A 25,937-nucleotide genomic window follows, 5' to 3' on the forward strand; every position below is an offset into this window, starting at 1 on the left:
GACCTTACCTCTGGCAGATAGTCGTCTCAGCGACCGCCGATTCCCTCCGGCGCTCGGGAAAAGTCTTCCCGCATCTTGCCCGCTCTCCTGAACGCTTGTCTCCTTCGAAGGCCCACATGCGGGAAATCAAACTTTCGGATTTAAAGGCTAAATCCGCTGCCGAGCTCCTTGCTTTCGCTGAGGAGCATGAAGTTGAAAATGCTTCCCTGCTCCGCAAGCAGGAATTGCTTTTCGCGATCCTCAAACAATTTGCCAGCCGCGACGTCGAAATCGTCGGCGAGGGCGTTGTCGAGGTCTTGCAGGACGGCTTCGGCTTCCTGCGTTCGCCCGACGCCAATTATCTGGCCGGTCCAGACGACATCTATGTGTCGCCGTCGCAGATTCGCAAATTCGGCCTGCGCACCGGCGATACTGTTGAAGGCATGATTCGCAGCCCGAAGGAAGGCGAACGTTACTTTGCGCTTCTCAAGGTCAATACGATCAATTTCGAGGATCCGGAGAAGGTGCGCCACAAGGTGCCCTTCGACAATCTGACGCCGCTCTATCCCGATGAGCGCCTGAAGCTCGAAATCGAGGATCCGACGAAGAAGGACCTCTCGGCGCGCGTCATCGATCTCGTGGCGCCGATCGGCAAAGGCCAGCGCGCCCTCGTCGTCGCGCCGCCGCGCACCGGTAAGACCGTGTTGCTGCAAAATATCGCGCAGTCGATCACGACCAACCATCCCGAATGCTACCTGATCGTGCTGCTCATCGACGAGCGTCCCGAGGAAGTGACCGACATGCAGCGCTCCGTGCGCGGCGAAGTGGTCTCCTCGACCTTCGACGAACCGGCGGTGCGCCACGTGCAAGTCGCGGAAATGGTGATCGAGAAGGCCAAGCGTCTTGTCGAACACCGTCGCGATGTGGTGATTCTGCTCGACTCGATCACGCGCCTGGGCCGCGCCTACAATACGGTGGTGCCCTCTTCCGGCAAGGTTCTGACGGGCGGCGTCGACGCCAACGCCCTGCAGCGGCCGAAGCGCTTCTTCGGCGCGGCGCGCAACATCGAGGAAGGCGGCTCGCTGACGATCATTGCGACGGCGCTGATCGACACCGGCTCGCGCATGGACGAAGTCATCTTCGAAGAGTTCAAAGGCACCGGCAACAGCGAGATCATTCTCGATCGCAAGGTCTCCGACAAGCGTGTCTTCCCGGCGATCGACATCACGCGCTCCGGCACCCGCAAAGAGGATTTGCTCGTCGCCACGGACATCCTCAAAAAGATGTATGTCCTGCGCCGCATCCTCAATCCGATGGGCACGGTCGACGCGATCGAATTCCTGCTCGGCAAGCTGCGTGAGACGAAGGGCAATCAGGCCTTCTTCGATTCGATGAACACGTAAGGCGTGGGCGCATAGTGATGCGCCCACTTTGTCTTTTGGTTCGCGCTCTAGTGGACCGTTATGGCCGGGCTCGTCCCGGCCATCCACGCCGACGAGTGCGGCGACCCAGGCCAGGACGCGATTTACGGCCACGAGCCGGCCCTGACGACTTTCCGTGGGTTTCCGAGCGTCGCTTGTTCCCGAACGTCGGCAATGTCATTCTGATCGTTCTTCAATCGTGGCGCGCGGCCTGACCCATGGATACGATCTTCGCGCTTGGCACCGGCCCCGGTCGCGCCGCTATTGCGGTGATCCGCCTTTCCGGGCAGGCCGTGCAACAGCTTCTCACTGACGTCACGGGCGGCGTCCCCGATCCTCGCGTCTTGCGTCTTGCGACGCTGCGAGACCCCGCCAATGGTGAGGAGCTCGACCGGGGCCTGACATTCTTTTTCCCTGCCCCCCATTCGGCAACGGGTGAAGATTACGCCGAGCTCCATCTCCATGGTGGCCGCGCTGTTGTCGACGGCGTGTTATCGGCCCTTTCCCGGCGACCCGGTTTGCGCATGGCTGAGCCCGGCGAATTTGCGCGGCGCGGCTTTGCCAATGGCAAGCTCGACCTCTCCCAGGCGGAGGCGCTTGCCGATCTCATAGATGCCCAGACGGAGGCGCAGCGGCGGCAAGCGCTGCGCATTGCCGGCGGCGCATTGCGACGCGAGGTCGAGCGTTGGCGCGCCGCGCTGATCGAGGCTCTGGCGCTTGTCGAGGCGGAACTGGATTTCAGCGACGAAAGCGACGTCGGGAGTTTCGACCAAGCGCGGCTACGCCAATTGCTGGAGCCCTTGCTTGTGGAGATGCACGCCGCGCTGAAAGCGGCCCCCGCCTCCGAGCGAATGCGCGAGGGCTTCCTCGTAATGATCCTCGGCGCGCCTAATGCCGGGAAATCGACGCTCCTCAACGCGCTGGCGTGCCGCGACCTCGCAATCGTATCGCCCACCCCGGGCACGACGCGGGACATGATCGAGGCGCATCTCGACGTCGTGGGATTGCCCGTGACCTTCGTCGACACCGCGGGCCTGCGCGACGCGGCGGACGAAATTGAGCGGATCGGCGTCGACCGGGTGCTTGAGCGGATCGGAACGGCGGATCTCGTCCTCTGGCTGTCTCCGGACGCTCACGAGCCGAAGCCGGAGATGGCGGCGCATGTCGATGTGCTGAAGGTTGCGACGAAGACGGATTTAACGCCTGCCCCTGCTGGCTGGCTTGGGATTTCCGCAGAAACCGGATCGGGTGTGGACACCCTCTTGAAAGACGTCGGCGAGTTCGCAAGACAGCGCTTGGGCGATGGGGCTTCTGCTTTGCTCATCCGTGAGCGTCACCGCACGGCAATCTCAGCCGCCGCGGCCTGTCTCGGCTCGGCCCTGGGCGCTGAAAAAGACTTGGAATTCATCGCGGAAGATTTACGTTCCGCCGGAAGAGCGCTTGGGCGTATCGTCGGCGCGGTGGATGTCGAAGACGTTCTTGAGGCCGTGTTCGCGCGCTTTTGCATCGGTAAGTAAATAGACTGTTTCACGTGAAACAGTGCGAGGGCTTCGGAGAGGAAGCTTGCAGGGGGATATGAAACATTTCGATGTCATCGTGATCGGCGGCGGGCACGCCGGCTGCGAAGCCGCGGCTGCGGCTACGCGGATGGGCGCGAAGACGGCGCTTGTCACGCATTCCCGCGCGACGATCGGCGTGATGTCGTGCAATCCCGCGATCGGCGGGCTCGGCAAGGGCCAATTGGTTCGCGAGATCGATGCGCTCGACGGACTCATGGGCCGCGTCGCCGATCTGGGCGGCATCCAATTTCGAATGCTCAATCGCTCAAAGGGCCCGGCCGTGCGTGGGCCCCGCGCCCAAGCGGATCGCAAGCTCTATCGAGCCGCTATGCTTGCAGCCATCGAGGCGGTCCCGAATTTGTCGATTGTCGAAGCCTCAGTCGAGGACCTTCTGGTCGAGGGAGATGAGGTCCGAGGCGTGTCGACCGGCGCTGGCGACATAATTCACGCAGACGCAATCGTCATCACGACCGGCACTTTTCTTGGCGGGATGATCCACATAGGAGACGAGCGCACCCCCGCTGGCCGAATGGGCGATCCGCCGGCGCTCGGTCTTTCGCGCCGTCTGCGGTCAGCAGGCTTTGCGGTTGGCCGCCTCAAGACCGGCACTCCAGCCCGGCTCGACGGCAAGACGATCGCCTGGGAGAGCCTCGAAAAGCAATATGGCGACGAGACGCCCGAGCCCTTTTCGACCCTCACTGAGCGGATCGAAAATCCCCAGGTCGCCTGTGCGATTACGCGGACGACGGCTCGGTCGCATGAGATTATCCGCGCCGATCTCCATCGTTCTCCGCTCAAGACCGGCGCCATCTCTGGGCCGGGTCCGCGCTACTGCCCTTCTATCGAGGATAAGGTCACGCGCTTTGGCGATCGTGACGGGCATCAAATCTTCCTGGAGCCGGAAGGGCTCGACGACGACACTGTCTATCCGAACGGCATATCGACCTCTCTGCCGGTCGCGACCCAGCACGCCTTCATTCAGTCGATACCGGGCCTCGAAAAGGCCTTTATTCTCCGGCCGGGCTACGCCATCGAATATGACTATGTCGATCCGCGCGAGCTTCTGCCCAGCCTGGAAACAAAGCGCCTGAGGTGCCTTTTCCTGGCGGGCCAGATCAATGGCACGACCGGCTATGAGGAAGCCGCCGCCCAGGGCCTCGTCGCGGGGCTCAACGCCGCGCGTTTGGCGCAAGGAAAGAGCGCGGTGATTTTCGATCGCGCCGGGGCCTATCTCGGGGTCATGATCGACGATCTCGTCACGCGCGGTGTAACGGAACCCTATCGAATGTTCACCTCTCGCGCCGAATACCGGCTCTCTCTGCGGGCGGATAATGCGGACGAGCGGCTGACGCCAAAGGGCATCGATATTGGTTGCATCGGAGGCGAGCGCCAAGCGGTTTACCGCGCAAGGGCGGAGAAACTGGCCCGCGCGCGTGCTTTGCTGGAAAGCATCTCTTTGACCTCAGCGGCGGCGTTGAAACATGGGCTTGCCGTCAATCAGGACGGCCAGCGCCGCAGCGGTTTTGCTCTCCTCGCTTTGCCTTCTGTCACGCTTGGGTCTTTGAGGGAGATTTGGCCTCAACTTGGCCAGATTGATGCAGCGACAGCCGAGCGGATCGAGACTGATGCGCGCTATGCCGTCTATCTCGACCGGCAACAGGCGGACATCGACGCTTTCAGAAGAGACGAGGAACTCGCCCTGCCGGATACGTTGGATTATCACGCCATTGCTGGTCTATCCGCTGAGCTGCGTGGGAAGCTCGCCTTCCTGAAGCCGCGGACACTCGGCCAGGCGCAGCGAATCGACGGCATGACTCCGTCAGCTCTAACACTTCTCGCAGCATGGGCGCGTCGCGCGTGAGCGGAGCCTCTCGCGCTGCGGCGCTCGAACTTGTCCCAGCCCTGCGGAAGATCGAAGGCGAACTTTCGGTCTATGAGCAATTGCTTCAACGCTGGCAGGCGAAGATTAATCTCGTCGCCCCCAACACGTTGGGCGATGTCTGGTTGCGCCACTTTGCGGACTCGGCGCAGGTCGCAGAATGTGCGCCTGAGGCGAGGATTTGGGCGGATATTGGCTCCGGCGCCGGGTTTCCGGGGTTGGTGACGGCCCTTTTACGCAAAGGAGTTGACGGCGCTTTAGTTCATTTGATCGAGAGCGATCAGCGCAAGGCGGCGTTCCTACGGGCTGTTTCACGTGAAACAGGCGCGCCCGTCGAGATCCATGCCGAGCGGATCGAGAAAGCCTTGCCGCCCCTGGCAGGGAAAGTCGAGGCCATCAGCGCTCGCGCTCTAGCCCCCCTCGCCCGGCTTGTGGAAATGACGCGCGAACCTTTGGAAAACGGCGCAAAAGCGGTGTTTTTAAAGGGCGAGGAATGGCGTGATGAATTGACCGCCGCTCAGCCTGTCGGTAATTTTACTTACGAGACTGTTCAGAGCCGCACGCATAAGCGCGCCAGATTGATCGTCGTCCATTCACCTTCAGAGGCAGATTTTGTCCGGAGAAAATAGCGGCCAGCGCGTGCTCGTCCTCGCCAACCAAAAGGGCGGCGTCGGCAAAACCACCACAGCGATCAATCTCGGCACGGCGCTTGCCGCTGTGGGCGAGGAAGTGCTGGTCATCGATCTCGATCCGCAGGGCAATGCCTCCACCGGCCTTGGCGTCGATCGAAAGAGCCGTAAGATTTCGACCTATGACGTCCTGCTTGGCGAGTCGAGCCTTGCCGACGCCATTGTCCAGACGGTCGTGCCGCGCCTGTCGATCGCGCCTTCGACGCTCGATCTGCTGGGCGTCGAGTTGGAGATCGCCGGCGACAAGGATCGCGCCTTTCGGCTGAAGCGCGCGTTGGCCGAGCTCGCGGCAGCGGAGCATCATCTCGACGGCAAGCGCTACGACTATATTCTCGTCGATTGCCCGCCGTCGCTCAATCTGCTGACCATCAATGCGCTGGCGAGCGCCGATGCGGTTGTCGTGCCCCTGCAATGCGAATTCTTCGCGCTCGAAGGTCTGTCGCAGCTTCTCTCGACTGTCGAGCAGGTGACGCGGACGCTCAATCCGAAACTGTCGATCCATGGCGTCGTGCTGACCATGTACGACCCGCGCAATAATCTCGCGACCCAGGTCGCGGCGGATGTGCGGCGCTTCATGGGCGACAAGGTCTATGAGACGATGATTCCGCGCAATGTGCGCGTTTCCGAAGCGCCGTCTCACGGCAAGCCGGTGCTGCTCTATGATCTGAAATGCTCCGGTAGCCAGGCCTATCTCAAGCTCGCCTCCGAAGTGATCCAGCGCGAGAAGCGCCTGAGAGCGGCGTAGTTTCGGCAATACAGTTACGACCATTAGGGAGCGTTTTCGATATGGCAGAAGAACCGCGCCGACGGCTTGGTCGCGGCCTGGCGGCGCTTTTGGGCGACGCCGGAGATGAGGCGCCCAGTGAGCGTCCGCGTGGACAGCGCAAGGTTCCGATCGAGTTTTTGCGCCCCAATCCGCGCAATCCGCGCACCATGTTTCGCGAGGAGGACCTCGCAGACCTCTCGAATTCCATCCGCGAAAAGGGCATTATCCAGCCGATCGTCGTGCGCGCGATTCCGGGCGTCGCCGACGCCTATGAGATCATCGCCGGCGAGCGACGCTGGCGCGCCGCCCAGGCCGCCGGTCTTGCGGATGTTCCAGTCGTCATCCACGAGGCCGATGACAAGGAAGCGCTCGAGCTCGCGATCATCGAAAATGTCCAGCGCGCTGACCTCAACGCGATAGAAGAAGCGAAGGGCTATGAGCGTCTGGGCGCCGAGTTCAGCTATTCCCAGAGCGACATCGCCAAGATTATCGGCAAAAGCCGCTCGCATGTCGCCAATACGATGCGGCTGCTGAACCTCCCGGAAGGCGCCAAAATGCTGGTGCAGGACGGCAAGATTTCAGCCGGTCACGCTCGTGCGCTGCTGGCGGTCGAGAACCCTGAGGCGGTGGCGCGGCAGATCGTCGAACAGGGGCTGACCGTGCGTGACGTCGAGGCCATGAGCCAGGCTCAGACGAACGCCCAATCTCCGGCCAACGACTCCGATGGCGGTAAAAAGCCGCGCCCGGAAAAGGACGCCAATACCCGCGCCTTGGAAAAATCGCTCGGCGATTCGCTCGGCATGGCGGTGGAGATCAAAAATCAAGGAGAGCGGGGGGAGATTCGCATCCGCTATCAATCGCTCGACCAGCTCGACGCGATTTGTCGGCTGTTGAATGGGTGATTTGAGCCGCTCGGCGAAGCCGCGGTGACTTGCGTTATTCCCAGCGGGCTGAAAAATTCGGTTCGAGCAGCGCTGCCGTCATTGTGAGGAGCGTAAGCGACGAAGCAATCCAGAGCCCCATCACTGCCCTGGATTGCTTGGCTCCGCTCGCAATGACGGCCGAGATCCTTTAGCGAAAACGCGTAATACGAGATCCGCTTGATTGGTTCGGTGTCATTCCCGACGCTCGCGTAGCGAGCGATCGGGAATCCAGAGCCAAACCAGCGCGTTTGTGGCTCTGGATTCCCGATCGGGCCTTCGGCCCGTCGGGAATGACAAGCCCCAATCCGAGCTATTCAAACGGAAACGGTATAAGACCACGGCTAGCAACCTGGTCTACTCGCCAATAAAAAAACCGGCCGCTAGGGCCGGTTTTCTTTTAAGTTTGAGACGTTCGGATCAGAACGGCAGGAGCTTCGGAACGCCCCAATCGCCGCCGAAGCGGTAGGTCAGACCGGCGGAGACGACCAGCGGGTTGATCTTCACCGCAGCGTTGACCGGGACAAAGACCGGATTGAGCGCCGCGCCAACCGGGCCCGGGATGAAGGCCACGATATTGGCGTGCGCGTTGGGCTCCACCATGATGTATTTCACATCGACGTTGACGCCCCAGTGTTCGTTGAACATGTAGTCCGCGCCAGCCTGGCCGACGACGCCCCAGGACGGGGTGATGCTGGCCGAGTAGAAGCTCGCAGTGGCGCCGAAAGCGCCAAGCGTGGTGGCGGTCGAACCGGGGGCAAAATTGAGCGCCCAATTGTTGTTGCCGGCGCGGGTGCCCCAGAAGGTCGTGAAGTTCACGCCGACGCCCAGGTAAGGCTGGAAGGCGCCGAAGTTCGTGAAGTGATACTGCAGCATCACGGACGGCGGGAACGCCCAGGTGTGCGCCAGGCTGGAGCCGGCCAGAACGCCCGTGCCCTGGATATGATGCGGCGAAACGCAGCAGATGGCCTCGATCGCCCAGTTCTTGGTCAGATAATAGGCGACGTCGAGCATCGGGATGACGGAGGTGGAGATGCTCGTGCTGGCGCCCGGCACCAGGCTGCCATAGCCGGCGCTCAGGCCAGTGGCGACGCCGACGCTGCCGCCGGGAACGCCGAGGGCGGCGAGCGTGGGATGCACCGCGCCAGCGTCATAGATCTTGGCGGTGCCGTCGAGCGGGATCAGGCTGCCGACCTTGAGGCGGATCTGGAAGGGCTGATAGGTGTCGACGAACACCGGCGCCGGCGGCGGAGCCTTGATGCTCGGCAGATCGGCCGCGTGAGCAGAGACGGCGGCCGTCCCCAACGCAATGGCGGCGACAGCGCCGCGAACAATATTCCTCATCGGAACCCCCTCGAAATCGCTTCGGTGGACGGTCGACGCCGTCCGCGCCGAGTCGGCAAAGAAGTTGCTACGTTTTTGGACGCCTACGCTTGATAAAGATCAATAAAAACGCTGTGGACTGTTCATTCTTTGGCATTGTGTCCGTAGCGCAACATTTTTGTGCTGTTGCCTTGCGGGACGCCCGGCGCTAATCGAGGTTTACGAAAAATCGCTTGAGACTCTCAGGCAATTCCGGCGCTTTCGGCGCCCCCGCGGCGCCCAAAAAAGCGCCGCCTTTGCGCAGGGCCTGCTCATTTGACCGCCAACGCCTCCCCCGCTGAACCCAAGGTCGACGCCGAACTCGCCGCCGCGCATGGGCTCAAAGCCGACGAATATGACCGCATCCTGAAGCTGATCGGCCGTGCGCCGAGCTTCACCGAGCTGGGCATTTTCTCGGCCATGTGGAACGAGCACTGCTCGTATAAATCCTCGCGCATCCATCTGCGCAAGCTGCCGACCAAGGCGCCCTGGGTCATCCGGGGTCCCGGCGAGAACGCCGGCGTCATCGACATCGGCGACGGCGACGCCTGCGTCTTCAAGATGGAGAGCCACAATCATCCGTCCTTCATCGAGCCCTATCAGGGCGCCGCGACGGGCGTGGGCGGCATCTTGCGCGACGTCTTCACCATGGGCGCGCGGCCGATCGCCTGTCTGAACCTCCTGCGCTTTGGCCGGCCGGCCCATCCCAAGACGCGGCATCTTGTCTCGGGCGTCGTTGCGGGCGTTGGCGGCTACGGCAATAGCTTCGGTGTGCCGACGGTTGGCGGCTCGACCGAATTCGACGCGAGCTATGACGGGAACATCCTCGTCAACGCCATGGCGGTGGGCCTCGCGCGGGCGGATGCGATTTTCTATTCGGCTGCGGCGGGCGTCGGAAACCCGATCGTCTATCTGGGCTCCAAGACCGGCCGCGACGGCATTCATGGCGCGACCATGGCCTCGGCCGCCTTCGAGGCGGACGCCGAGGAGAAACGGCCGACCGTGCAGGTGGGTGATCCCTTCTCCGAGAAGCTGCTGCTCGAGGCCTGCCTCGAGCTCATGGCCTCGGGCGCCGTCATCGCCATTCAGGACATGGGCGCGGCGGGGCTCACCTCCTCGGCGGTCGAGATGGGCGCCAAGGGCAATCTGGGCATCGAGCTCGACCTCGACGCCGTGCCCTGCCGCGAGGAAGGCATGACAGCCTATGAGATGATGCTCTCGGAGAGCCAGGAGCGCATGCTCATGGTGCTGAAGCCGGAGCTCGAGGAACAGGCCGAGGGCATTTTCCGCAAATGGGGGCTCGATTTCGCCATCGTCGGCAAGACTACCGACGATTTGCGTTTCGTCGTGAAACACAAGGGCGAGGTGAAAGCCGATCTGCCGATCAAGGAGCTTGGCGACGAGGCGCCGGTCTATGACCGGCCCTGGGTTCCCTCGCCCAAACAGCCGGTGATCGACCCGGCCGCCGTGACGCCGCCGCTCTCGAACCGCGACGCGCTGTTGAGGCTTCTGTCGACGCCTAATCTTTGCTCCAAGCGCTGGGTCTGGGAGCAATATGACCATCTCATTCTCGGCAACAGCGTGCGTCGTCCCGGCGGCGACGCAGCGGTGATTCGCGTCAAGGAGGGGCCGAAGGGCCTGGCTGTGACGACCGACGTGACCGCCCGCTATTGCGCCGCCGATCCCGTCGAGGGCGGCAAGCAGGCGGTGGCGGAAGCCTGGCGCAACATCACCGTCACCGGCGCGAAGCCTTTGGCGCTCACTGACAATCTCAACTTCGGTAATCCCGAGCGGCCCGAATATATGGGCCAGTTCGTGGGCTGCCTGCAGGGCATCGGCGAGGCGGCGGCGGCGCTCGATTTCCCGATCGTCTCCGGCAATGTGTCTCTCTACAACGAGACGCAGGGCGCCGGCATTCTGCCGACGCCGGCGATCGGCGGCGTCGGCGTCATCGCGGATGTCGCGACCTCCGCGACGCCTGGCTTCGCGCGCGAGGGCGAAACGATTCTGCTCATCGGCGAGACCAAGGGCTGGCTTGGCCAGTCCGCTTATCTCGCGGAAGTTTGCGGCCGCAAGGAAGGCGCGCCGCCGCCGGTCGATCTGGCCGCCGAGCGCAAGAACGGCGATTTCGTTCGTGAGCTCATCCTATCGGGCAAAGTCTCCGCCGCGCATGACCTTTCCGACGGCGGCCTCGCCGTCGCGCTTTCGGAAATGGCGCTTGCGGGCGGGATCGGCGCCGCCGTTTCGACGCTTCCCGATGGCCCGAGACACGCTGTTCTCTTTGGCGAGGATCAGGCCCGTTGCCTTGTCACCGCTGGCGAGGACGCTCTGACTGTTTTGGCCGCATGTGTGGATGCTGGCATTTCCGCTGTGACACTTGGTGTCACAGGCGGCGATTCCTTGAAGCTCCCCGGCGAGGCGCCGATATTGCTCTCCGAACTGCGCAAAGCGCATGAAACGCCGCTTCCGGCCTTCATGGCCGGGGACGACAGTGTCTTTCCCGACAATTCATGACGCAAAGAGGACGAACCCAATGCCTATGCCCGCCGCCGAGATTGAAAGCATCATCAAGGCCGCCCTCCCCGACGCGACCATCGAGCTGACTGCGCTCGCCGACGACAACGACCACTGGGCTGCGACGGTTGTTTCCGAGCAGTTTCGTGGGCTGTCGCGGGTGAAGCAGCATCAGCTCGTGAATGCGGCCTTCGGCTCACGGCTGGGCGGCGAGCTTCACGCGCTGGCGTTGACGACCCGCGCGCCGTAAAATGACGAGGCCAGAAGCGGCGCCTTGAACGCCGCAGGAAAGGAAAAGCAGATGTCCGACGCCAACAGCCGCATCAAGAGCGAGATCGAATCTTCCGACGTCGTCCTCTTCATGAAGGGCACCCCGCAGGCCCCGCAGTGCGGATTCTCCATGCAAGTGGTGCAAATCCTCAACCATATCGGCGTGCCCTACAAGGCGATCAATGTGCTTGCCGACGGCGAAATCCGTGAAGGCATCAAGACCTATTCCAACTGGCCGACGATCCCGCAGCTCTACATCAAGAACGAGTTCATCGGCGGCTGCGACATCACCCGGGAAATGTTCCAGTCGGGCGAACTCGTTGCGCTCTTCGACAAGGAAGGCGTGCCGCACGCCCAGGCCGGCAAGGCGTAACACTATTTTCGTTTGAACAGCTCGCATTGGGGAATGTCATTCCCGGCGGGCTGAACGCCCGACCGGGAATCCAGAGCCAAAAAACGCTGGTTTTGCTTTGAATTCCTGATTGCTCGCTCGAGCGAGCGTCGGGAATGACGCCGGCCCAATAAGCGGATCTCGTATACGTCCGCTTCCCGATCGCATCGTCCTGCGCGCCGTTCGTCCCGAGCGGCGCGCATTTTTTTGAGCGTCCGAACATATTGCGCGAATATGTCCGCGAGGGGGGAATCCAATATCCACTTTATTGTGACAGTGAGATGAACAACACTCCTTTTTACAGACGCAATGTCGGGTTGGCGTTCGCCGAATCCGGGAGGCGCTCTGGAGATGGAGGAAACCAATGTCCGTCAAATTGCTCTTTGCGGCCGCGGCGCTGGGTGTTGTGCTCTCTGCCGCCCCGGCCTGCGCTTCCGACAGATTCTTCGATTTCGATGAGGTCTGGGATCAATCGATGCAAAAGCACCGACGCGACGAGGTGCTGAGCGTCACGCCCCGCGACGCGACGCGTCATCAGTCGCCTTACGTCTTCCGAGGGCGCCCGCACGACCCAACGGGCAACATCACTCTCGAGGGCGCTCGCTGAACCGGCGATTCACGAGAACCCGCAAAGGCCCCGGCGAGACCGCCGGGGCATTTTTTCACCGCTCGTCGGTTGGAGAACGGGTTGATCGACGAGGCCGAATCCTCGTCGGCGTAAAGGTCTCGAACATCCATTGTGGACCGAGGCGCTTCACGCATTGGCGCCCAATTTGATTTCCGCGACGTCCTGCGCAACTGTTTCCCCATGAGTTCACGACTGACGCGCCGCCTGCGCCGATCCACCGAATTGGGCGCTCGATGACCCTCCCGCTCGCGCTGACCCAGGGCGATCCTTCGGGCATCGGGCCGGAGCTGGCCCTCGAAGCCTATGCCGCGAGGGACGCCGCCGGCCTTCCGCCCTTCTTCATCATCACCGACGCAGCTCACCTTATGCGCGTCGCACGGTCGCTCGGGATGAACGTCCCGCTCGAGGAGACGACGCCAGCACATGCGGCCGAGATTTTCGACCGCGCGCTACCCGTCGTTTCCCATGGTTACGACGTGCGGGGCCCATTCGGCCGTCCCGATCCAGAGGACGCCACGGCGACCATCGCCTCGATCGAACGGGCCGTTGATCATGTCGTCGCGGGGGAAGCGCGCGCCGTCGTGACAAACCCGATCGCAAAATCCGTGCTTTACGCAGCAGGCTTCCCGCATCCCGGACATACGGAGTTTCTCGGCGAATTGGCGCGGCGTCGCTTCAAGGCTGACGCCCGCGCGGTGATGATGCTTTGGTCGCAAGAACTCGCCGTCGTGCCCATCACCATTCACATTCCGCTCGCCGCGGCGCCGAAGCGGTTGACGAAGGAGCTCATCGTCGAGACCGGAGAGATCGTCGCCCGCGATCTGAAAAACCGCTTTGGACTCGCCAATCCGAGGCTGGCTTTCGCGGGGCTCAATCCGCACGCCGGAGAAGACGGCGCCCTCGGGCGTGAGGAAATCGAGACGATCGCGCCTGCCCTCGACGTCCTGCGCGCCAAAGGCATCCAGGTTAGCGGCCCGCACCCGGCCGACACGATGTTCCACGCCGCCGCCCGCGCGAAATATGACGTCGCGCTCTGCCCGACGCATGATCAGGCGCTGATCCCCATCAAGACGCTCGCTTTCGACCGCGGCGTGAATGTCACGCTCGGCCTGCCGTTCGTGCGCACCTCGCCCGACCATGGCACGGCCTTCGACATCGCCGGGAAGGGCGTCGCCAACCCCACCAGCCTGATCGAGGCGATCAAGCTAGCGGGACGGATGACCGCGTGATCGACGATCTGCCACCGCTGCGCGAGGTCGTCGCGCGCCACGGCCTCGACGCCAAAAAAACGCTCGGCCAGAATTTCCTGTTCGATCTCAATCTCACGAGCCGCATCGCCCGCGCCGCCGGGCCTTTCGAGGATACGGTCGTCATCGAGATCGGCCCCGGCCCGGGCGGCCTGACGCGCGCGCTTCTGGCGCAGGGGGCGCGGGTCGTCGCCATAGAGCGCGACCAGCGCTGCCTGCCCGCCTTAAGCGAAATCGCCGCGCATTACCCCGGCCGCCTGACGATCGTCGAAGGCGACGCTCTGGAGATCGACGTCGCCGAAGTGGCGTGCGCGCATCAGCCGTCGTTGCGAGCCGAAGGCGAAGCAATCAAGGAGCAGGAGCCCGGCTCTGCATCGCTTCGCGCCGCTGGCGAACAGCCGCGCGCCCGCATCTGCGCCAATCTTCCCTATAATGTCGCGACAGCCCTGCTTACCCGCTGGATCGAGGCCGAGCCCTGGCCATCGGTCTTCGACCGCTACGTGCTCATGTTCCAGAAGGAAGTGGCGCAGCGAATCGTCGCGACGCCGGCAAACCGCGCCGATTACGGCCGTCTCGCCGTGCTCTGCGGCTGGCGCACGCGCGCCCGCATTCTCTTCGACGTCTCTCCCGCCGCCTTTACGCCGCCGCCGAAAGTGACCTCTTCCGTGGTGGAGCTGGTCCCCAATCCGGCGCCTCTTCCTTGCAATCCGCAATCGCTCTCACGCGTGACGCAAGCCGCCTTCGGACAACGGCGCAAGATGCTGCGCCAGAGCCTCAAGAGCCTCGGCGTCGATGCTGGGGCGCTGCTCGCGCAGGCTGGGATCGAGGAAACGAAGCGCGCCGAGGAGGTGGACGTCGCGGGTTTCGTGGCGCTCGCTCGCGCGTTCGATATGCTGCGGCAATAGCGGACCGCGAGCCTTCAGGCTCGCTTGAAAAATGCGGGCCTGAAGGCCCGCGGTCCATTAGCTTGCTTTGTGGCGCAGGACGCTTCGCAGCGCGACGGCGTTGTTCATTTCCTCATCATGGGCGGCGGCGTAGAGCAGCGTCACGCGTCCCTTGCGCGCCAAGGCGCGCAGCGTCGCGATCTGCTCTTGCGCTTCCGGGCTTTCGAGCTCCTCGCGATAGCGCGCCTGAAACTCCCCCCAGCGCTCGGGCGCGTGGCCGAACCAGCGGCGCAATTCACGGCTTGGCGCGACGTCCTTCGCCCACAGGTCGACCGCCGCCTTTTCCTTCGTCAGGCCGCGCGGCCAGAGCCGGTCGACAAGCACGCGCGCGCCGTCTCCCGGCTTTGGCGGCTCATAGACACGCTTGAGGGCGAAGGCGGGCATGGGGGCGAGATAGCGCGCCCCGCGCGGAAGCCTATTCGTCGAGAAGCTTGGCCACGAAGCTTTCGATCTCGCGCTCGCGGCGCTGGCGGCGCTGGCGCTCGGCGCGCAATATGGCGATCAGATCGTCGAAGGAGCGCTGCAGATCGTCGTTGACGATGACATAGTCATAGTCCCTCCAGCGCGCGATCTCCTTGCGGGCGTTCTCCAGCCGCCGTTCGATCACTTCGGGCGCGTCCTCGGCGCGGCGCTCCAGCCGGGCGCGCAGCTCCTTCATCGACGGCGGGAGGATGAAGACGGTCACCGCGTCGGCGCCCATCTTCTCGCGCACCTGGCGCGTCCCTTGGTAGTCGATGTCGAAAAGCGAGTCGCGCCCCTGCGCCAGGATGGCCTCGACCGGCCCGCGCGGCGTGCCGTAGAAATTGCCGTGCACTTCCGCCCATTCCAGCAAGTCGCCGGCGTCGCGCATGGCGATGAACTGGCGCTCGGTGATGAAGCGGTAGTGAATGCCGTCGACCTCGCTCGACCGGCGCGCGCGGGTTGTCACCGATATGGAAAGCGTAAGGTCGAGATCGCGGTCCTGCAGCAGCATCCGCGTCAGCGTGGTCTTGCCGGCGCCGGAGGGAGAGGAAAGGATGAGCACGACGCCGCGGCGCAGCGGAAGGGAATGGTCCATGGCGACGATTGTCACGAGTGTTGGCGATCGGCAATAGGCAATTGGGGCCGCTCTTTCAACCGCTGGGATGGCCTATTCGATATTTTGCACCTGCTCGCGCAACTGCTCGACCTCGATCTTCAATTCCAGCCCGATCTCGGTGAGAGCCGGATCGTTGGACTTGGCGCAAAGCGTATTGGTCTCGCGCGAAAATTCCTGCGCCAGAAAATCGAGCCGCCGCCCTACGGGGCCGCCCTCGGCGAGGAGTTTCTGCGCGCTCGCCACATGCGCCGCAAGACGATCGAGCTCCTCGCGAATATCGGCCTTCACCGCGAGCAGCACCGCCTCCTGATGGAGACGCGCCGGGTCCAGGCCCTCGGCGCTTTCGAGGAGCCGCGCCACTTGCTGGGCGAGCCGCTGGCGAACGGCTTCGGGCTGGCGCGCCGGCAAAGCGTCGGCCTGGGCGGTGAGCGCGCCGATCCGGGTCAGGCGCTCACGCAGCACGGCCGTCAGCGCGGCGCCTTCCGCGCGGCGCGAGGCAAGGAGCGCGTCGAGCGTCTCGTCCAGGGCGCCGAGAAGGTTCTTTTCCAGACCCGCGCGCTGCGCCTCGTCGTCTTCCGGCTCGACGATCTCGACAACGCCCCGGATCGCCAGCAGGCCGTCGAGCGAGGCGGGTCGCAGGCTCGCAAGCTGCGGAAGGTCGTCGAGCGCGGCGAGCAGCCGGTCGAGCGCCGGGCGATTGATCCGCGCCGAGCCTTCTTCCTCGGCGCGTTTGGCGGTCAGATTGCCGAAGACCGAGCCGCGCGCAAGGCGGGCGGAAATGGCGGCGCGTGCCTTGATCTCGACGGCGTCGAAATTCGGCGGGACGCGCAGCCGCAGGTCCAGCCCCTTTGCATTGACGGTTTTCAGCTCCCAGGCATAGCTCCAGGGGCCATGGCTTCCGCGCGCGCGGGCGAAGCCGGTCATGCTGGCGACAAAAGAAGCGGTCACGGACTCTCCGGGGTTAACGACCCGGATTTAGCGAATTTCGGCGCTCGAGGGAACGGTCTTCGCCGACGTCAGATCCCAGCTCTTGTCGCGCAGCGGGTCGAGCGTCGTGCCTTCCGAGGCGTCGAATGCCCGCGGGCGGGCGTGTTGTGGCGCCGCGGCGAGAGCGATCGGCCCTCCCGCCGAAGAGGCCGCCGCCGTTTCTTCCATCGAGGCCTTCACGGCCAGGGTGTCCGCGGGCAATTCGTCAGAGCCGGCCGACAGGCCCAACCGGGCCGCGCGGGCCTTCTGCTCCGCCCGGCGCGCCGGAGAGACTGGATAGGAGGCGACCTCTTCCGGGAGCGCCTTTCCGTCGGCGCCCTCGCGCGCCATCATGTCGGGGCCAATCGAGCCGTCTTCGCCTTCATTGTCGGACGCCGGAGCGCCGGCGGCAAGGAGCGTCGGGTCGAAGCCGTTGTGGAGCGCCTTCGGCTGGGCGGATTCCTGCGTGAAATAGGGCCGGGCGACCCGCAGGCGCGCGAGGTGTGGGGCGGCGTCGGCGGTGGGATCGTCATGTCCGCCGAGAAAAAAGGCCGCTCCCGCCGGGCTGAACTTGCCCAGCCGATGCGGGGCTCCTTCGCGAGGCGACATGGCGCGGCCCGGCGGAAAATCCGGGTTGCCGGCGTCGAGCGCCATCAGCCGGCCAATCGGCGCCTGGGTGCGCTTGTCGGTCTTGGGCGTTGCGGGCGGAACTGCCGCCGGGACGGATTGGTCCGCGCCGGGGGTCAGCTTGGCCTTTTGGTCCTGCTCGAGCTTGCGCCAGTTCTGGACATTGCGAGCGTGTTGATCGAGCGATTCGGCGAAGACATGTCCGCCCGTGCCGTCGGCGACGAAATAGAGATCGCGCGTATTGGCGGGATTGGCGGTCGCTTCCAACGCCGCCTTGCCGGGATTGGCGATGGGCCCCGGCGGCAAACCATCGACGGCGTAAGTGTTGTAGGGCGTCCACTTCTCGATTTCGGAACGCATAATGCTATGGCCCAGCGTGCCCTTGCCGCCCACGAGGCCGTAAACGATTGTCGGGTCGGACTGCAGACGCATGCCCTTTCGCAGGCGATTCGAGAAAACGGCGGCGACGCGTGGGCGCTCCTCCGTCTTGCCGGTCTCCTTCTCGACGATGGAGGCGAGCGTCACCAGCTCATAGGGTGAGCGCAGCGGCAGATCCTTGGCGCGCTTCGCCCAAATATGATCGAGGAGCTTGCGCTGGTCCTCCTGCATCTTGGCGAGGAGCTTGGCGCGCGGGAAGCCGCGCGGGAATTTATAGGTCTCGGGCAGCAGCGCGCCTTCTTTCGGCGTTTCCAGAATATCGCCGAGAAGCATGTCCGATTCGCGCAGACGCTGGGCGATCTGCTCGCTCGTCAGACCTTCGGGAATCGTCAGGCTATGCATGAGCTGCTTGCCGGCGACGAGCTCGTCGATGACCTCGCGCAGGCTGGCGCTTTTCTTGAAGAGATATTCGCCGGGCTTCAGCTTGCTGCGCGCGCCTTCGATCAACAGCGCCAAATTCATCAGGCCGGGACTGTCGATCACGCCCTCGCGTTCGAGCTGCGAGAGCATTTCCGGCACGTCGCTGCGCGGGGGCATATAGACGATCTTGTCGGCGCCGAGCGGGCCCGGCTCCTTGAGCTTATGCATCACCGCGATCACGCCGAAAACGCCGGCGACCAGTGCGACAAGAAGGAAGCTCAGGAAGCCGCTCATCGCCGAAAGCGTGCCTTCCCGGCGCCGCTTCTTCTTCGGCGGGGGGGCTGGCGGCGCCTCGGCCGGTTTGGCGCTTTGTATGGCGGCGCGGCGGCGGAAGAAGGAGGAAGCCGCCGGCTCCTCCGTCGGCGCTGCGGATTTCGCCTCGGCGCCGTCCGGGGGCGCCGCGGGCTCGGCGCCCGGCGACTGCGGCTGAGTTTGTGTCGATTGCGCCGTCGCTTCCGGAGCGGTCTTTGCCTCGTCTTTCGGCGTCGCCGTCTTCTCGCCCGTCTGGTCGCTCATAATCGTCACCACGCCAATCCAGATGACCCTGCCGCAAGCGCCCGCAGTCGCCTGTCAAGAACCGACTTACACTATCGGTTATTGTGGCGAATTCAGGAACGAACGACCATGGTTAACAGACGTGCGGCCCGGGCGAAACGCCTTCGCCCGGGCCGCACGCTGAAAACCCTTGTGTATTCTATGTGTTACGACACGCGGCGGAAGAGCAGCGAGGCGTTGGTGCCGCCGAACCCGAAGGAGTTGGACAGCGCCACATTGATCTCACGCTCGCGCGCGACCTTGGGCACGAGGTCGATCGCCGTCTCGACGGAAGGGTTGTCGAGATTACGGGTTGGCGGCGCAACGCCATGGGTCATGGCGAGGATCGTATAGATCGCCTCGACCGCGCCGGCGCCGCCGAGGAGATGGCCGATCGCCGATTTGGTCGAGGACATCGAGAGCTTCGCCTCGAGATTGCCGACCAGCCGCTCCACCGCCTTGAGCTCGATTTCATCGCCGAGCGGCGTCGACGTGCCATGCGCGTTGACATAGTCGATCTCGCTGACCGGAAGATTCGAGCGCCGCAGCGCCATCTTCATGCAGCGATAGGCGCCGTCGCCGTCGGGCGACGGCGCGGTGATGTGGTGGGCGTCGCCCGACATGCCATAGCCGATGAGCTCGCCGTAGATACGTGCGCCGCGGGCTTTGGCGTGCTCATATTCTTCGAGCACGACGCAGCCGGCGCCCTCGCCGAGGACGAAGCCGTCGCGATCCTTGTCATAGGGGCGCGAGGCCTCGGCCGGGCGGTCGTTGAAACCGGTCGACAGCGCGCGACAGGCGGCGAAGCCCGCAACGCCGATGCGGTTGACCGGCGATTCGGCGCCGCCCGCCACCATGACGTCGGCGTCGCCCATGGCGATGATGCGCGCGGCGTCGCCGATGGCGTGGGTGCCGGTGGCGCAGGCCGTCACGACCGCATGATTCGGGCCCTTGAGCCCGTGCATGATCGAGACATAGCCCGCGACGAGATTGATGATTCGGCCCGAGACGAAGAAGGGCGACACGCGACGCGGGCCCTTTTCCTTCAGGGTGATCGAGGTCTCGTAAATGCCGCCCAGACCGCCGATGCCGGAGCCGATGAGGACGCCGGTCGTCTCCTGCTTCTCAGCCGTGTCGGCCTTCCAGCCGGCGTCGGCGAGCGCCTGGGTCGCGGCTGCGGTCCCGTAGATGATGAAATCGTCGACCTTGCGTTGCTCCTTGGGATCGAACCAGTCGTCCGGATTGAAGGAGCCGTTGGAGCCGTCGCCGCGCGGCACGACGGCCGCGATCTGGCAGGCGAGGTCGTTGACCTCAAAAGTGTCGATGCGGCGGAAGCCGTGTTCGCCGGCGACGAGACGCCGCCAATTCGTTTCGACGCCGCAGCCCAGGGGCGATACGACGCCAAGGCCGGTGACGACCACCCTGCGCATGGCTTACTCTCAGATTTTTCTTGATTGTTTATATTCGCCGCCCGTCGGAGTCGTCGGGCGGCGCGCGATGGAAAAAGCGCGCGGCCTGCCGCCGGCGCGCCTTTCTCGTCAGCGCCTGATCAGGCGGCCTTGGCCTTCTCGAGGAACTTCACGGCGTCGCCGACCGTGAGAATGGTCTCGGCCGCGTCGTCGGGAATCTCGACGCCGAATTCTTCTTCGAAAGCCATGACCAGCTCGACGGTGTCGAGCGAGTCGGCGCCCAGATCGTCGATGAAATTGGCCTTGTCGACAACCTTTTCGGGCTCGACGCCGAGGTGTTCGACAACGATCTTCTTCACGCGCTCGGCGACATCGCTCATCTGATTTAGTCCCTGTTGCTGTGGTGCAGCCGCACCGATTCGGCGATGCGGAACATTATCCGCTCGCCGTGTTCTCCAAAGATTTCATGTGCGCCGGCCGCGTCCCGAGGGCGGCGCGGCAAAGCTGCGCTCATGCCCTCTAGTCTCTGGGAAATACGGCGGCGCCGCCCCACTCGCGGCGAGGTCTGGTAACACACTTCCATTGGGTTGGCGAGAGGGCCCAGGCTTTCGCGCGTTTTCGAGAAAATCGGGCGCGAGGCGGCGTTGCGGCGGCAAAAAACCAGCGCCGCCGCCGCCAGTTTTCGCCTTTTATATCATGGCCATGCCGCCATTGACGTGCAGCGTCTGGCCGGTCACGTAGCCCGCCTCTGCGCTCGCGAGATAAACGACCGCGGCGGCGACGTCGGCGCCGGTTCCGAGCCGGCCGGCCGGCACGGCGGACAGGATTCTTTCCTTCTGGGCGTCGGTGAGGCCGTCGGTCATCGGGCTCTCGATGAAGCCGGGCGCGACGCAGTTGACGGTGACGCCGCGCGAGGCGACCTCGCCCGCGAGCGATTTCGACATGCCGATCATGCCGGCCTTCGCCGCGGCGTAATTGCCCTGGCCCGGATTGCCGGTGACGCCGACGACCGAGGTGATGCCGATGATTCGGCCGAAGCGCTTCTTCATCATGCCGCGCAACACGGCGCGCGAGAGGCGGAAGGCCGCGGTGAGATTGATGTCGAGCACTGTGTTCCAGTCCTCGTCCTTCAGGCGCATGAAGAGCATGTCCCGCGTGACGCCGGCGTTGTTGACGAGGATATCGACCCCGCCCATCGCCGCTTCCGCCGCCGGAACGAGCTTCTCCGCGTCTTCCTTATCGGCCAGATTGCAGGGGACGACATGCGTGGTCCCGCCGATTTCGGCGGCAAGCGCCTCAAGCGCTTCGCGGCGCGTGCCGGAAAGCGCCACCGTCGCCCCAGCCGCGACGAGGCCGCGGGCGATGTCCTTGCCGATGCCGCCGCTCGCGCCGGTCACCAACGCGGTTTTGCCTGATAAGTCGAACATCAACGGCCCTCCCTGACCGGGCGCGACGCGCCGCGCCGGTTCCTTTCTCGTTTCCGTTTAACGGCAAATCGGAAAATTGCGAGGCCCTTTCGGGGGCTGGGGGCAAATGCGGCGCCAAGGCGGCGGGAATTTGTCGCCGCAACCATACGTCCTTAAAGAAACAGGAAAAAATTATGGCTAACATTCTGTAAACTGGTCAGGTTCTCTTGTGACACAAATACCACACCGGCAAGGTTTCAGCTCTGGCGCGGCCAGATTCTGCGCATCCTTGGTTGAATTCGAATCTCGTTTTCGGACACAATCGCTGTGCTTGGGGTCCGCATCACCTTAGAGCCGCCAAGTCAGGGCGGATGCGGCCATTTTTGGTTTCTGACTTGAGCAAAGGGTTATGAAATGAAGACGACTCTCTCCGCTATCGCCGTCGCGGCCGCCTTGGCGGCCGGCGCTGCGCAGGCTGCGGATCTGCCTTCCCGCAAGGCTCCGCCGCCGGTTTTCGTTCCCCCGCCGCCGGTCCTCACCTGGACGGGCTTCTACGCCGGTCTGAACATCGGCGGCGGCTGGCAGGACTCCTCGTCCTCCAACGTCGCGAATTGGGGCTGGAACTCGGGCAACGGCGGCTCCGGCGGCGTCGTCGGCGGCGGCCAGATCGGCTACAACTACCAGCTCTCCCCGCTGTTCGTCGTCGGTCTCGAGACCGACTTCCAGGGCACGAGCATCGGCTCGGGCGGCGGCAACGGCTGGTGGGGCGGCGCTGATCGCGCTCGCATCAACTGGTTCGGCACCGTTCGTGGCCGCGTCGGCTTCAACTTCCCGGGCTACTCGCAGTTCCTGGTCTATGGCACGGGCGGCTTCGCCTATGGCGAGGTGCAGCGTAACTCCTGGTGGAACCAGTACAGCACCGTGCAGACCGGCTGGACCGCTGGCGGCGGCGTCGAGTGGCAGTTCCTGCCGAACTGGTCGGCCAAGGCTGAATATCTCTACACGGATATCAGCGGCAGCAACCAGAACGCGTTCTTCAACCCCGGCTGGGGTCTGAACAACGTCAACAATCACACTCGCTTCCACACGGTCCGCGCGGGCGTGAACTATCACTTCAACTTCGGCGGCGCTCCGGCTCCGGTGCTCGCGAAGTACTGATTCGGCTTTCAGCCGAAGATGGGAAGCCCGGCCGCTCGGCCGGGCTTTTCTTTTTTAGCGGGCTTAGAAAGCCCGATAGGCGTCGAGATCGGCCGGTGCGCCGACAGAAATGCCCGTGACGCCGGGCGCGATTCGCTTCAGAAGGCCGGCGAGCACCTTGCCCGAGCCGACTTCGACGAACTTATCCACCCCCTGCGCCGCAATGTAAGAGACGCATTCGCGCCAGCGCACCGCGCCCGTCACCTGCTCGACCAGCAGACGGCGAATCGTTTCAGGCTCCGTGACCGGCGCCGCGGTGACATTGGCCACCACGGGGACGCGCGGCGCAGAGATGGCGGCGCCGGCGAGCGCGGCGGCCATGGCGTCTGCGGCGGGCTGCATCAGGGCGCAATGGAAGGGCGCGGAGACCGGCAGCAGAACGGCGCGTTTGATGCCCTTTTCCTTGGCGATCTCCATCGCCTTTTCGACTGCGATTTTCGCGCCGGAGATGACGACCTGCCCGCCGCCATTGTCATTGGCCACCTGGCAGCAGGCGGAAAGGGCGGCGGCCGCCTCGGCCGAGATTTCCTTCGCCTGATCGAGCTCGGCGCCGAGCAGCGCCGCCATGGCGCCTTCGCCGACCGGCACGGCCTTCTGCATGGCGTCGCCGCGAATGCGCAGCAGCTTCGCCGTATCGGCGATCGAGAGCGCCCCGGCGGCGGCAAGCGCCGAATATTCGCCGAGCGAATGGCCGGCGACGAAGGCGGCGTCTTTGGCGAGATCGAGGCCGCACTCGGCCTCCAGCACGCGAATCGCGGCGAGAGAGACGGCCATCAGCGCCGGCTGCGCATTGGCGGTGAGCGTGAGTTCGGCCTCCGGGCCCTCGAACATCAGCTTGGAGAGCGGCTGCGACAGGGCCGAATCGACCTCTTCGAAAACTGCGCGCGCGGGCGCGAAGCTCTCGGCGAGCGCCTTGCCCATGCCGACCGACTGCGAACCTTGACCGGGGAAAATAAATGCCTTCGCCATGCGCGTTCCGCCCTTTCGTTACGTGTCGGGGCGCGAGTGGCATTGGCGGGCGCGGCGTGTCAAGTTTTCCGGGTCGCGAGACAGGGCTACGAATTCGGCTTAACGCGCCCTGCGCAGCCACGTCATGCCCGCGCTTGTCGCGGGCATCCCCGCCGGGACATCACGACGGGCGGGGAGAAGAAGCGGCGTTATCCCGCTCATGTTCTCAGCTTTCTGCGTCGGCGCGGCGTGGATGGCCGCGACAAGCGCGGCCATGACGCCGGAACACGTCTGCTCGTTAAGCCGAATTCGGAGCACTGGGTCGCGAGACAGAGGCCACTGATCTTTCCCGACAGCCTCAGCGCTACGACGACTCAAGTCGCCGGCCGCCCCCGCACCAGCTCCTCCACCACCCCCGGCTCCGCCAGCGTCGACGTATCCCCCAGCGATCCGAACTCCCCTTCGGCGATCTTCCTCAAAATCCGCCGCATGATCTTGCCCGAGCGGGTCTTGGGCAGGCCCGGCGCGAATTGAATTACGTCGGGGGTCGCGATGGGGCCGATTTCCTCGCGCACCCATTTCACCAGCTCTTTGCGCAAATGCTCGGTGGGGTGGGCGCCTTCCATCAGCGTCACATAGGCGTAGATGCCCTGGCCCTTGAGATCATGCGGATAGCCGACCACGGCGGCTTCCGAGACCTTCTCATGGGCGACGAGGGCGCTTTCGATTTCCGCCGTGCCGAGACGGTGGCCGGAGACGTTGATGACGTCGTCGACGCGGCCCGTGATCCAGTAATAGCCGTCCGCGTCGCGCCGCGCGCCGTCGCCGGTGAAATATTTGCCGGAATAGGTGGAGAAATAGGTCTGCACGAAGCGCTCCTGGTCGCCAAAAACCGTGCGGACCTGGCCGGGCCATGAATCGGCGATGACGAGATTGCCCTCGCAGGCGCCCTCCAGCACATCGCCGGCGCTGTCGACGATCTCGGGGAAGACGCCGAAAAGCGGCCGCGTTGCGGAGCCCGGCTTCAGCGCGGTCGCGCCGGGCAAAGGCGCGATCAGAATGCCGCCCGTCTCGGTCTGCCACCAGGTGTCGACGATGGGGCAGCGATCTTCGCCCACGACGCGATGATACCACTCCCAGGCTTCCGGATTGATCGGTTCGCCGACGGAGCCGAGAAGGCGCAGCGATTTGCGGCTGGATTTTTTCACCGGCTCCTCGCCCGCCGCCATCAGCGCGCGGATGGCGGTCGGCGCCGTGTAGAAGATGTTGACGCCGTGCTTGTCGATGACGTCCCAGAAGCGGGAGACGCTGGGGTAATTCGGCACGCCCTCGAACATCAGCGTCGTCGCGCCATTGGCGAGCGGGCCGTAGAGGATATAGCTGTGGCCCGTCACCCAGCCGACGTCCGCGGTGCACCAATAAACTTCGCCGGGGCGATAGTCGAAGACGAGCTCATGGGTGAGCGACGTATAGACGAGATAACCGCCCGTGGTGTGCAGCACGCCCTTGGGCTTGCCCGTCGAGCCCGACGTATAGAGGATGAAGAGCGGGTCCTCGGCGCCCATTTCCGCATAGGGGCAGTCGGCGTGAACGCTCGCCGCTTCTTCCTCGTAGCGGAAGTCGCGGCCGGGAACCCAGTCGATCTCCGCGCCCGTGCGCGTGACGACGATGACGCTTTTCGCCTCCACTTTTTCCAGCGCGGCGTCGACATTGGCTTTCAGCGCCACTCTGCGGCCGCCGCGCAGACCTTCATCCGCGGTGACGATAACGTCCGATTGCGCATCCTCGATGCGCCCGGCGAGCGCCTCGGGCGAGAAGCCGCCGAAGACGACGGAGTGAATGGCGCCGATGCGCGCGCAGGCCAGCATGGCGTAGGCGGCCTCGGGGATCATCGGCAGATAGATGGTGACGCGGTCGCCCTTCTTGACGCCGTGTTTTTTCAGCACATTGGCGAAGCGGCAGACATGATCGTGCAATTCGCCATAGGTGATGTGCTTCGAGACGGACGGATCGTCGCCCTCCCAGATGATCGCCGTCTGGTTCGCGCGCTCGGGCAGATGCCGGTCGATGCAATTCATCGCGACATTGGTGGTCCCGTCCTCGAACCATTTGATCGAGACGTTATGCGTGTCGAAGCTCGAGCGCTTCACAGTGGTGAAGGGCGAAATCCACTCGATCCGCTGCGCCTGCTCCGCCCAGAAGCCGTCGGGGTCCTTCATCGAGCGCTCATAGAGGGCGCGGTACGTCGCTTCGTCGACGCGGGCGTTTTTCCAGTCCTCCGGGACGGGGTAGATCTTCTCGGACATTTCTTTCCCTTGTTTCTCGTCCCGTGAGGCGGGCGTCTT

General features: G+C 64.2%; 23 protein-coding genes. 13 read left to right on the plus strand and 10 right to left on the minus strand.

Annotated elements, in window-relative coordinates:
- The first annotated feature begins 116 nt into the window (after positions 1-116).
- From rho to QMG84_RS01080, 6 genes are all read left to right on the plus strand, one after another.
- On the plus strand, positions 117-1,382 hold the full coding sequence (gene rho / locus QMG84_RS01055) for a transcription termination factor Rho (protein ID WP_202070901.1): 1,266 nt from the start codon (positions 117-119) through the stop codon (positions 1,380-1,382).
- Between the two features lie 236 nt (positions 1,383-1,618).
- Positions 1,619-2,917, plus strand: coding sequence for a tRNA uridine-5-carboxymethylaminomethyl(34) synthesis GTPase MnmE (mnmE, locus tag QMG84_RS01060; protein WP_281929846.1), 1,299 nt, complete (start codon positions 1,619-1,621; stop codon positions 2,915-2,917).
- A gap of 58 nt (positions 2,918-2,975) precedes the next feature.
- Positions 2,976-4,820, plus strand: coding sequence for a tRNA uridine-5-carboxymethylaminomethyl(34) synthesis enzyme MnmG (mnmG, locus tag QMG84_RS01065; protein WP_281929847.1), 1,845 nt, complete (start codon positions 2,976-2,978; stop codon positions 4,818-4,820).
- A complete protein-coding gene (rsmG, locus tag QMG84_RS01070) occupies positions 4,817-5,467 on the plus strand; it encodes a 16S rRNA (guanine(527)-N(7))-methyltransferase RsmG (protein ID WP_281929848.1) in 651 nt (216 codons plus the stop codon). Before mnmG ends, rsmG begins: the two co-directional genes overlap by 4 nt.
- Positions 5,451-6,272 (plus strand): ParA family protein, encoded by an 822-nt coding sequence (locus QMG84_RS01075; protein ID WP_281929849.1) that lies wholly within the window; start codon positions 5,451-5,453, stop codon positions 6,270-6,272. The genes rsmG and QMG84_RS01075 overlap by 17 nt, the downstream gene beginning before the upstream one ends.
- A gap of 41 nt (positions 6,273-6,313) precedes the next feature.
- Positions 6,314-7,195 carry a ParB/RepB/Spo0J family partition protein gene (locus QMG84_RS01080; RefSeq protein ID WP_281929851.1) on the plus strand — a complete coding sequence of 294 codons (882 nt, stop codon included), beginning with the start codon at positions 6,314-6,316 and terminating at the stop codon, positions 7,193-7,195.
- A gap of 438 nt (positions 7,196-7,633) precedes the next feature.
- Here the strand turns inward: QMG84_RS01080 and QMG84_RS01085 are convergent, their stop codons facing one another.
- On the minus strand, positions 7,634-8,557 hold the full coding sequence (locus QMG84_RS01085) for an OmpW/AlkL family protein (RefSeq protein ID WP_281929853.1): 924 nt from the start codon (positions 8,555-8,557) through the stop codon (positions 7,634-7,636).
- Between the two features lie 294 nt (positions 8,558-8,851).
- Between QMG84_RS01085 and purL the strand changes: the two genes are divergently transcribed.
- From purL to rsmA, 6 genes are all read left to right on the plus strand, one after another.
- Positions 8,852-11,089 carry a phosphoribosylformylglycinamidine synthase subunit PurL gene (gene purL, locus QMG84_RS01090; RefSeq protein WP_281929855.1) on the plus strand — a complete coding sequence of 746 codons (2,238 nt, stop codon included), beginning with the start codon at positions 8,852-8,854 and terminating at the stop codon, positions 11,087-11,089.
- A 19-nt stretch (positions 11,090-11,108) separates the two neighbouring features.
- Positions 11,109-11,339: a BolA/IbaG family iron-sulfur metabolism protein gene (locus tag QMG84_RS01095; protein WP_202070894.1), complete on the plus strand. Its 231-nt coding sequence runs from the start codon at positions 11,109-11,111 to the stop codon at positions 11,337-11,339.
- A gap of 51 nt (positions 11,340-11,390) precedes the next feature.
- Positions 11,391-11,732 (plus strand): Grx4 family monothiol glutaredoxin, encoded by a 342-nt coding sequence (gene grxD / locus QMG84_RS01100; protein WP_202070893.1) that lies wholly within the window; start codon positions 11,391-11,393, stop codon positions 11,730-11,732.
- Positions 11,733-12,114: 382 nt separating this feature from the next.
- Positions 12,115-12,357, plus strand: coding sequence for a hypothetical protein (locus QMG84_RS01105; protein ID WP_202070892.1), 243 nt, complete (start codon positions 12,115-12,117; stop codon positions 12,355-12,357).
- A gap of 254 nt (positions 12,358-12,611) precedes the next feature.
- A complete protein-coding gene (pdxA, locus tag QMG84_RS01110; RefSeq protein WP_281929859.1) occupies positions 12,612-13,607 on the plus strand; it encodes a 4-hydroxythreonine-4-phosphate dehydrogenase PdxA in 996 nt (331 codons plus the stop codon).
- Positions 13,604-14,530: a 16S rRNA (adenine(1518)-N(6)/adenine(1519)-N(6))-dimethyltransferase RsmA gene (gene rsmA / locus QMG84_RS01115; protein ID WP_281929861.1), complete on the plus strand. Its 927-nt coding sequence runs from the start codon at positions 13,604-13,606 to the stop codon at positions 14,528-14,530. Before pdxA ends, rsmA begins: the two co-directional genes overlap by 4 nt.
- 57 nt (positions 14,531-14,587) lie before the next feature.
- On the opposite strand, the gene QMG84_RS01120 is transcribed toward rsmA, so the two are convergent.
- From QMG84_RS01120 to fabG, 7 genes are all read right to left on the minus strand, one after another.
- The gene (locus QMG84_RS01120; protein ID WP_281929863.1) at positions 14,588-14,953 is read right to left on the minus strand and encodes a DUF488 domain-containing protein; all 366 of its coding nucleotides are present in this window, start codon (positions 14,951-14,953) and stop codon (positions 14,588-14,590) included.
- A 31-nt stretch (positions 14,954-14,984) separates the two neighbouring features.
- Positions 14,985-15,626, minus strand: coding sequence for a guanylate kinase (gene gmk, locus QMG84_RS01125; RefSeq protein ID WP_281929864.1), 642 nt, complete (start codon positions 15,624-15,626; stop codon positions 14,985-14,987).
- 72 nt (positions 15,627-15,698) lie between these two features.
- Positions 15,699-16,571: a YicC/YloC family endoribonuclease gene (locus QMG84_RS01130; protein WP_281932074.1), complete on the minus strand. Its 873-nt coding sequence runs from the start codon at positions 16,569-16,571 to the stop codon at positions 15,699-15,701.
- 51 nt (positions 16,572-16,622) lie between these two features.
- A complete protein-coding gene (gene mltG, locus QMG84_RS01135; RefSeq protein ID WP_281929866.1) occupies positions 16,623-18,614 on the minus strand; it encodes an endolytic transglycosylase MltG in 1,992 nt (663 codons plus the stop codon).
- 185 nt (positions 18,615-18,799) lie between these two features.
- Positions 18,800-20,062: a beta-ketoacyl-ACP synthase II gene (gene fabF / locus QMG84_RS01140; protein WP_202070887.1), complete on the minus strand. Its 1,263-nt coding sequence runs from the start codon at positions 20,060-20,062 to the stop codon at positions 18,800-18,802.
- A gap of 119 nt (positions 20,063-20,181) precedes the next feature.
- On the minus strand, positions 20,182-20,421 hold the full coding sequence (locus tag QMG84_RS01145) for an acyl carrier protein (protein ID WP_016918578.1): 240 nt from the start codon (positions 20,419-20,421) through the stop codon (positions 20,182-20,184).
- Between the two features lie 309 nt (positions 20,422-20,730).
- On the minus strand, positions 20,731-21,468 hold the full coding sequence (fabG, locus tag QMG84_RS01150) for a 3-oxoacyl-[acyl-carrier-protein] reductase (RefSeq protein ID WP_202070886.1): 738 nt from the start codon (positions 21,466-21,468) through the stop codon (positions 20,731-20,733).
- A 393-nt stretch (positions 21,469-21,861) separates the two neighbouring features.
- Here fabG and QMG84_RS01155 point away from each other — a divergent pair, with 393 nt between their 5' ends.
- On the plus strand, positions 21,862-22,605 hold the full coding sequence (locus QMG84_RS01155) for an outer membrane protein (protein ID WP_202070885.1): 744 nt from the start codon (positions 21,862-21,864) through the stop codon (positions 22,603-22,605).
- Positions 22,606-22,668: 63 nt separating this feature from the next.
- On the opposite strand, the gene fabD is transcribed toward QMG84_RS01155, so the two are convergent.
- Positions 22,669-23,613, minus strand: a complete 945-nt coding sequence (gene fabD / locus QMG84_RS01160; RefSeq protein ID WP_281929870.1) for an ACP S-malonyltransferase — start codon at positions 23,611-23,613, stop codon at positions 22,669-22,671.
- Between the two features lie 353 nt (positions 23,614-23,966).
- Positions 23,967-25,898 carry an acetate--CoA ligase gene (gene acs, locus QMG84_RS01165; RefSeq protein ID WP_281929871.1) on the minus strand — a complete coding sequence of 644 codons (1,932 nt, stop codon included), beginning with the start codon at positions 25,896-25,898 and terminating at the stop codon, positions 23,967-23,969.
- Between the last annotated feature and the right edge of the window lie 39 nt (positions 25,899-25,937).

The organism is Methylocystis iwaonis (assembly GCF_027925385.1).
Classification (GTDB): Bacteria; Pseudomonadota; Alphaproteobacteria; order Rhizobiales; family Beijerinckiaceae; genus Methylocystis; species Methylocystis iwaonis.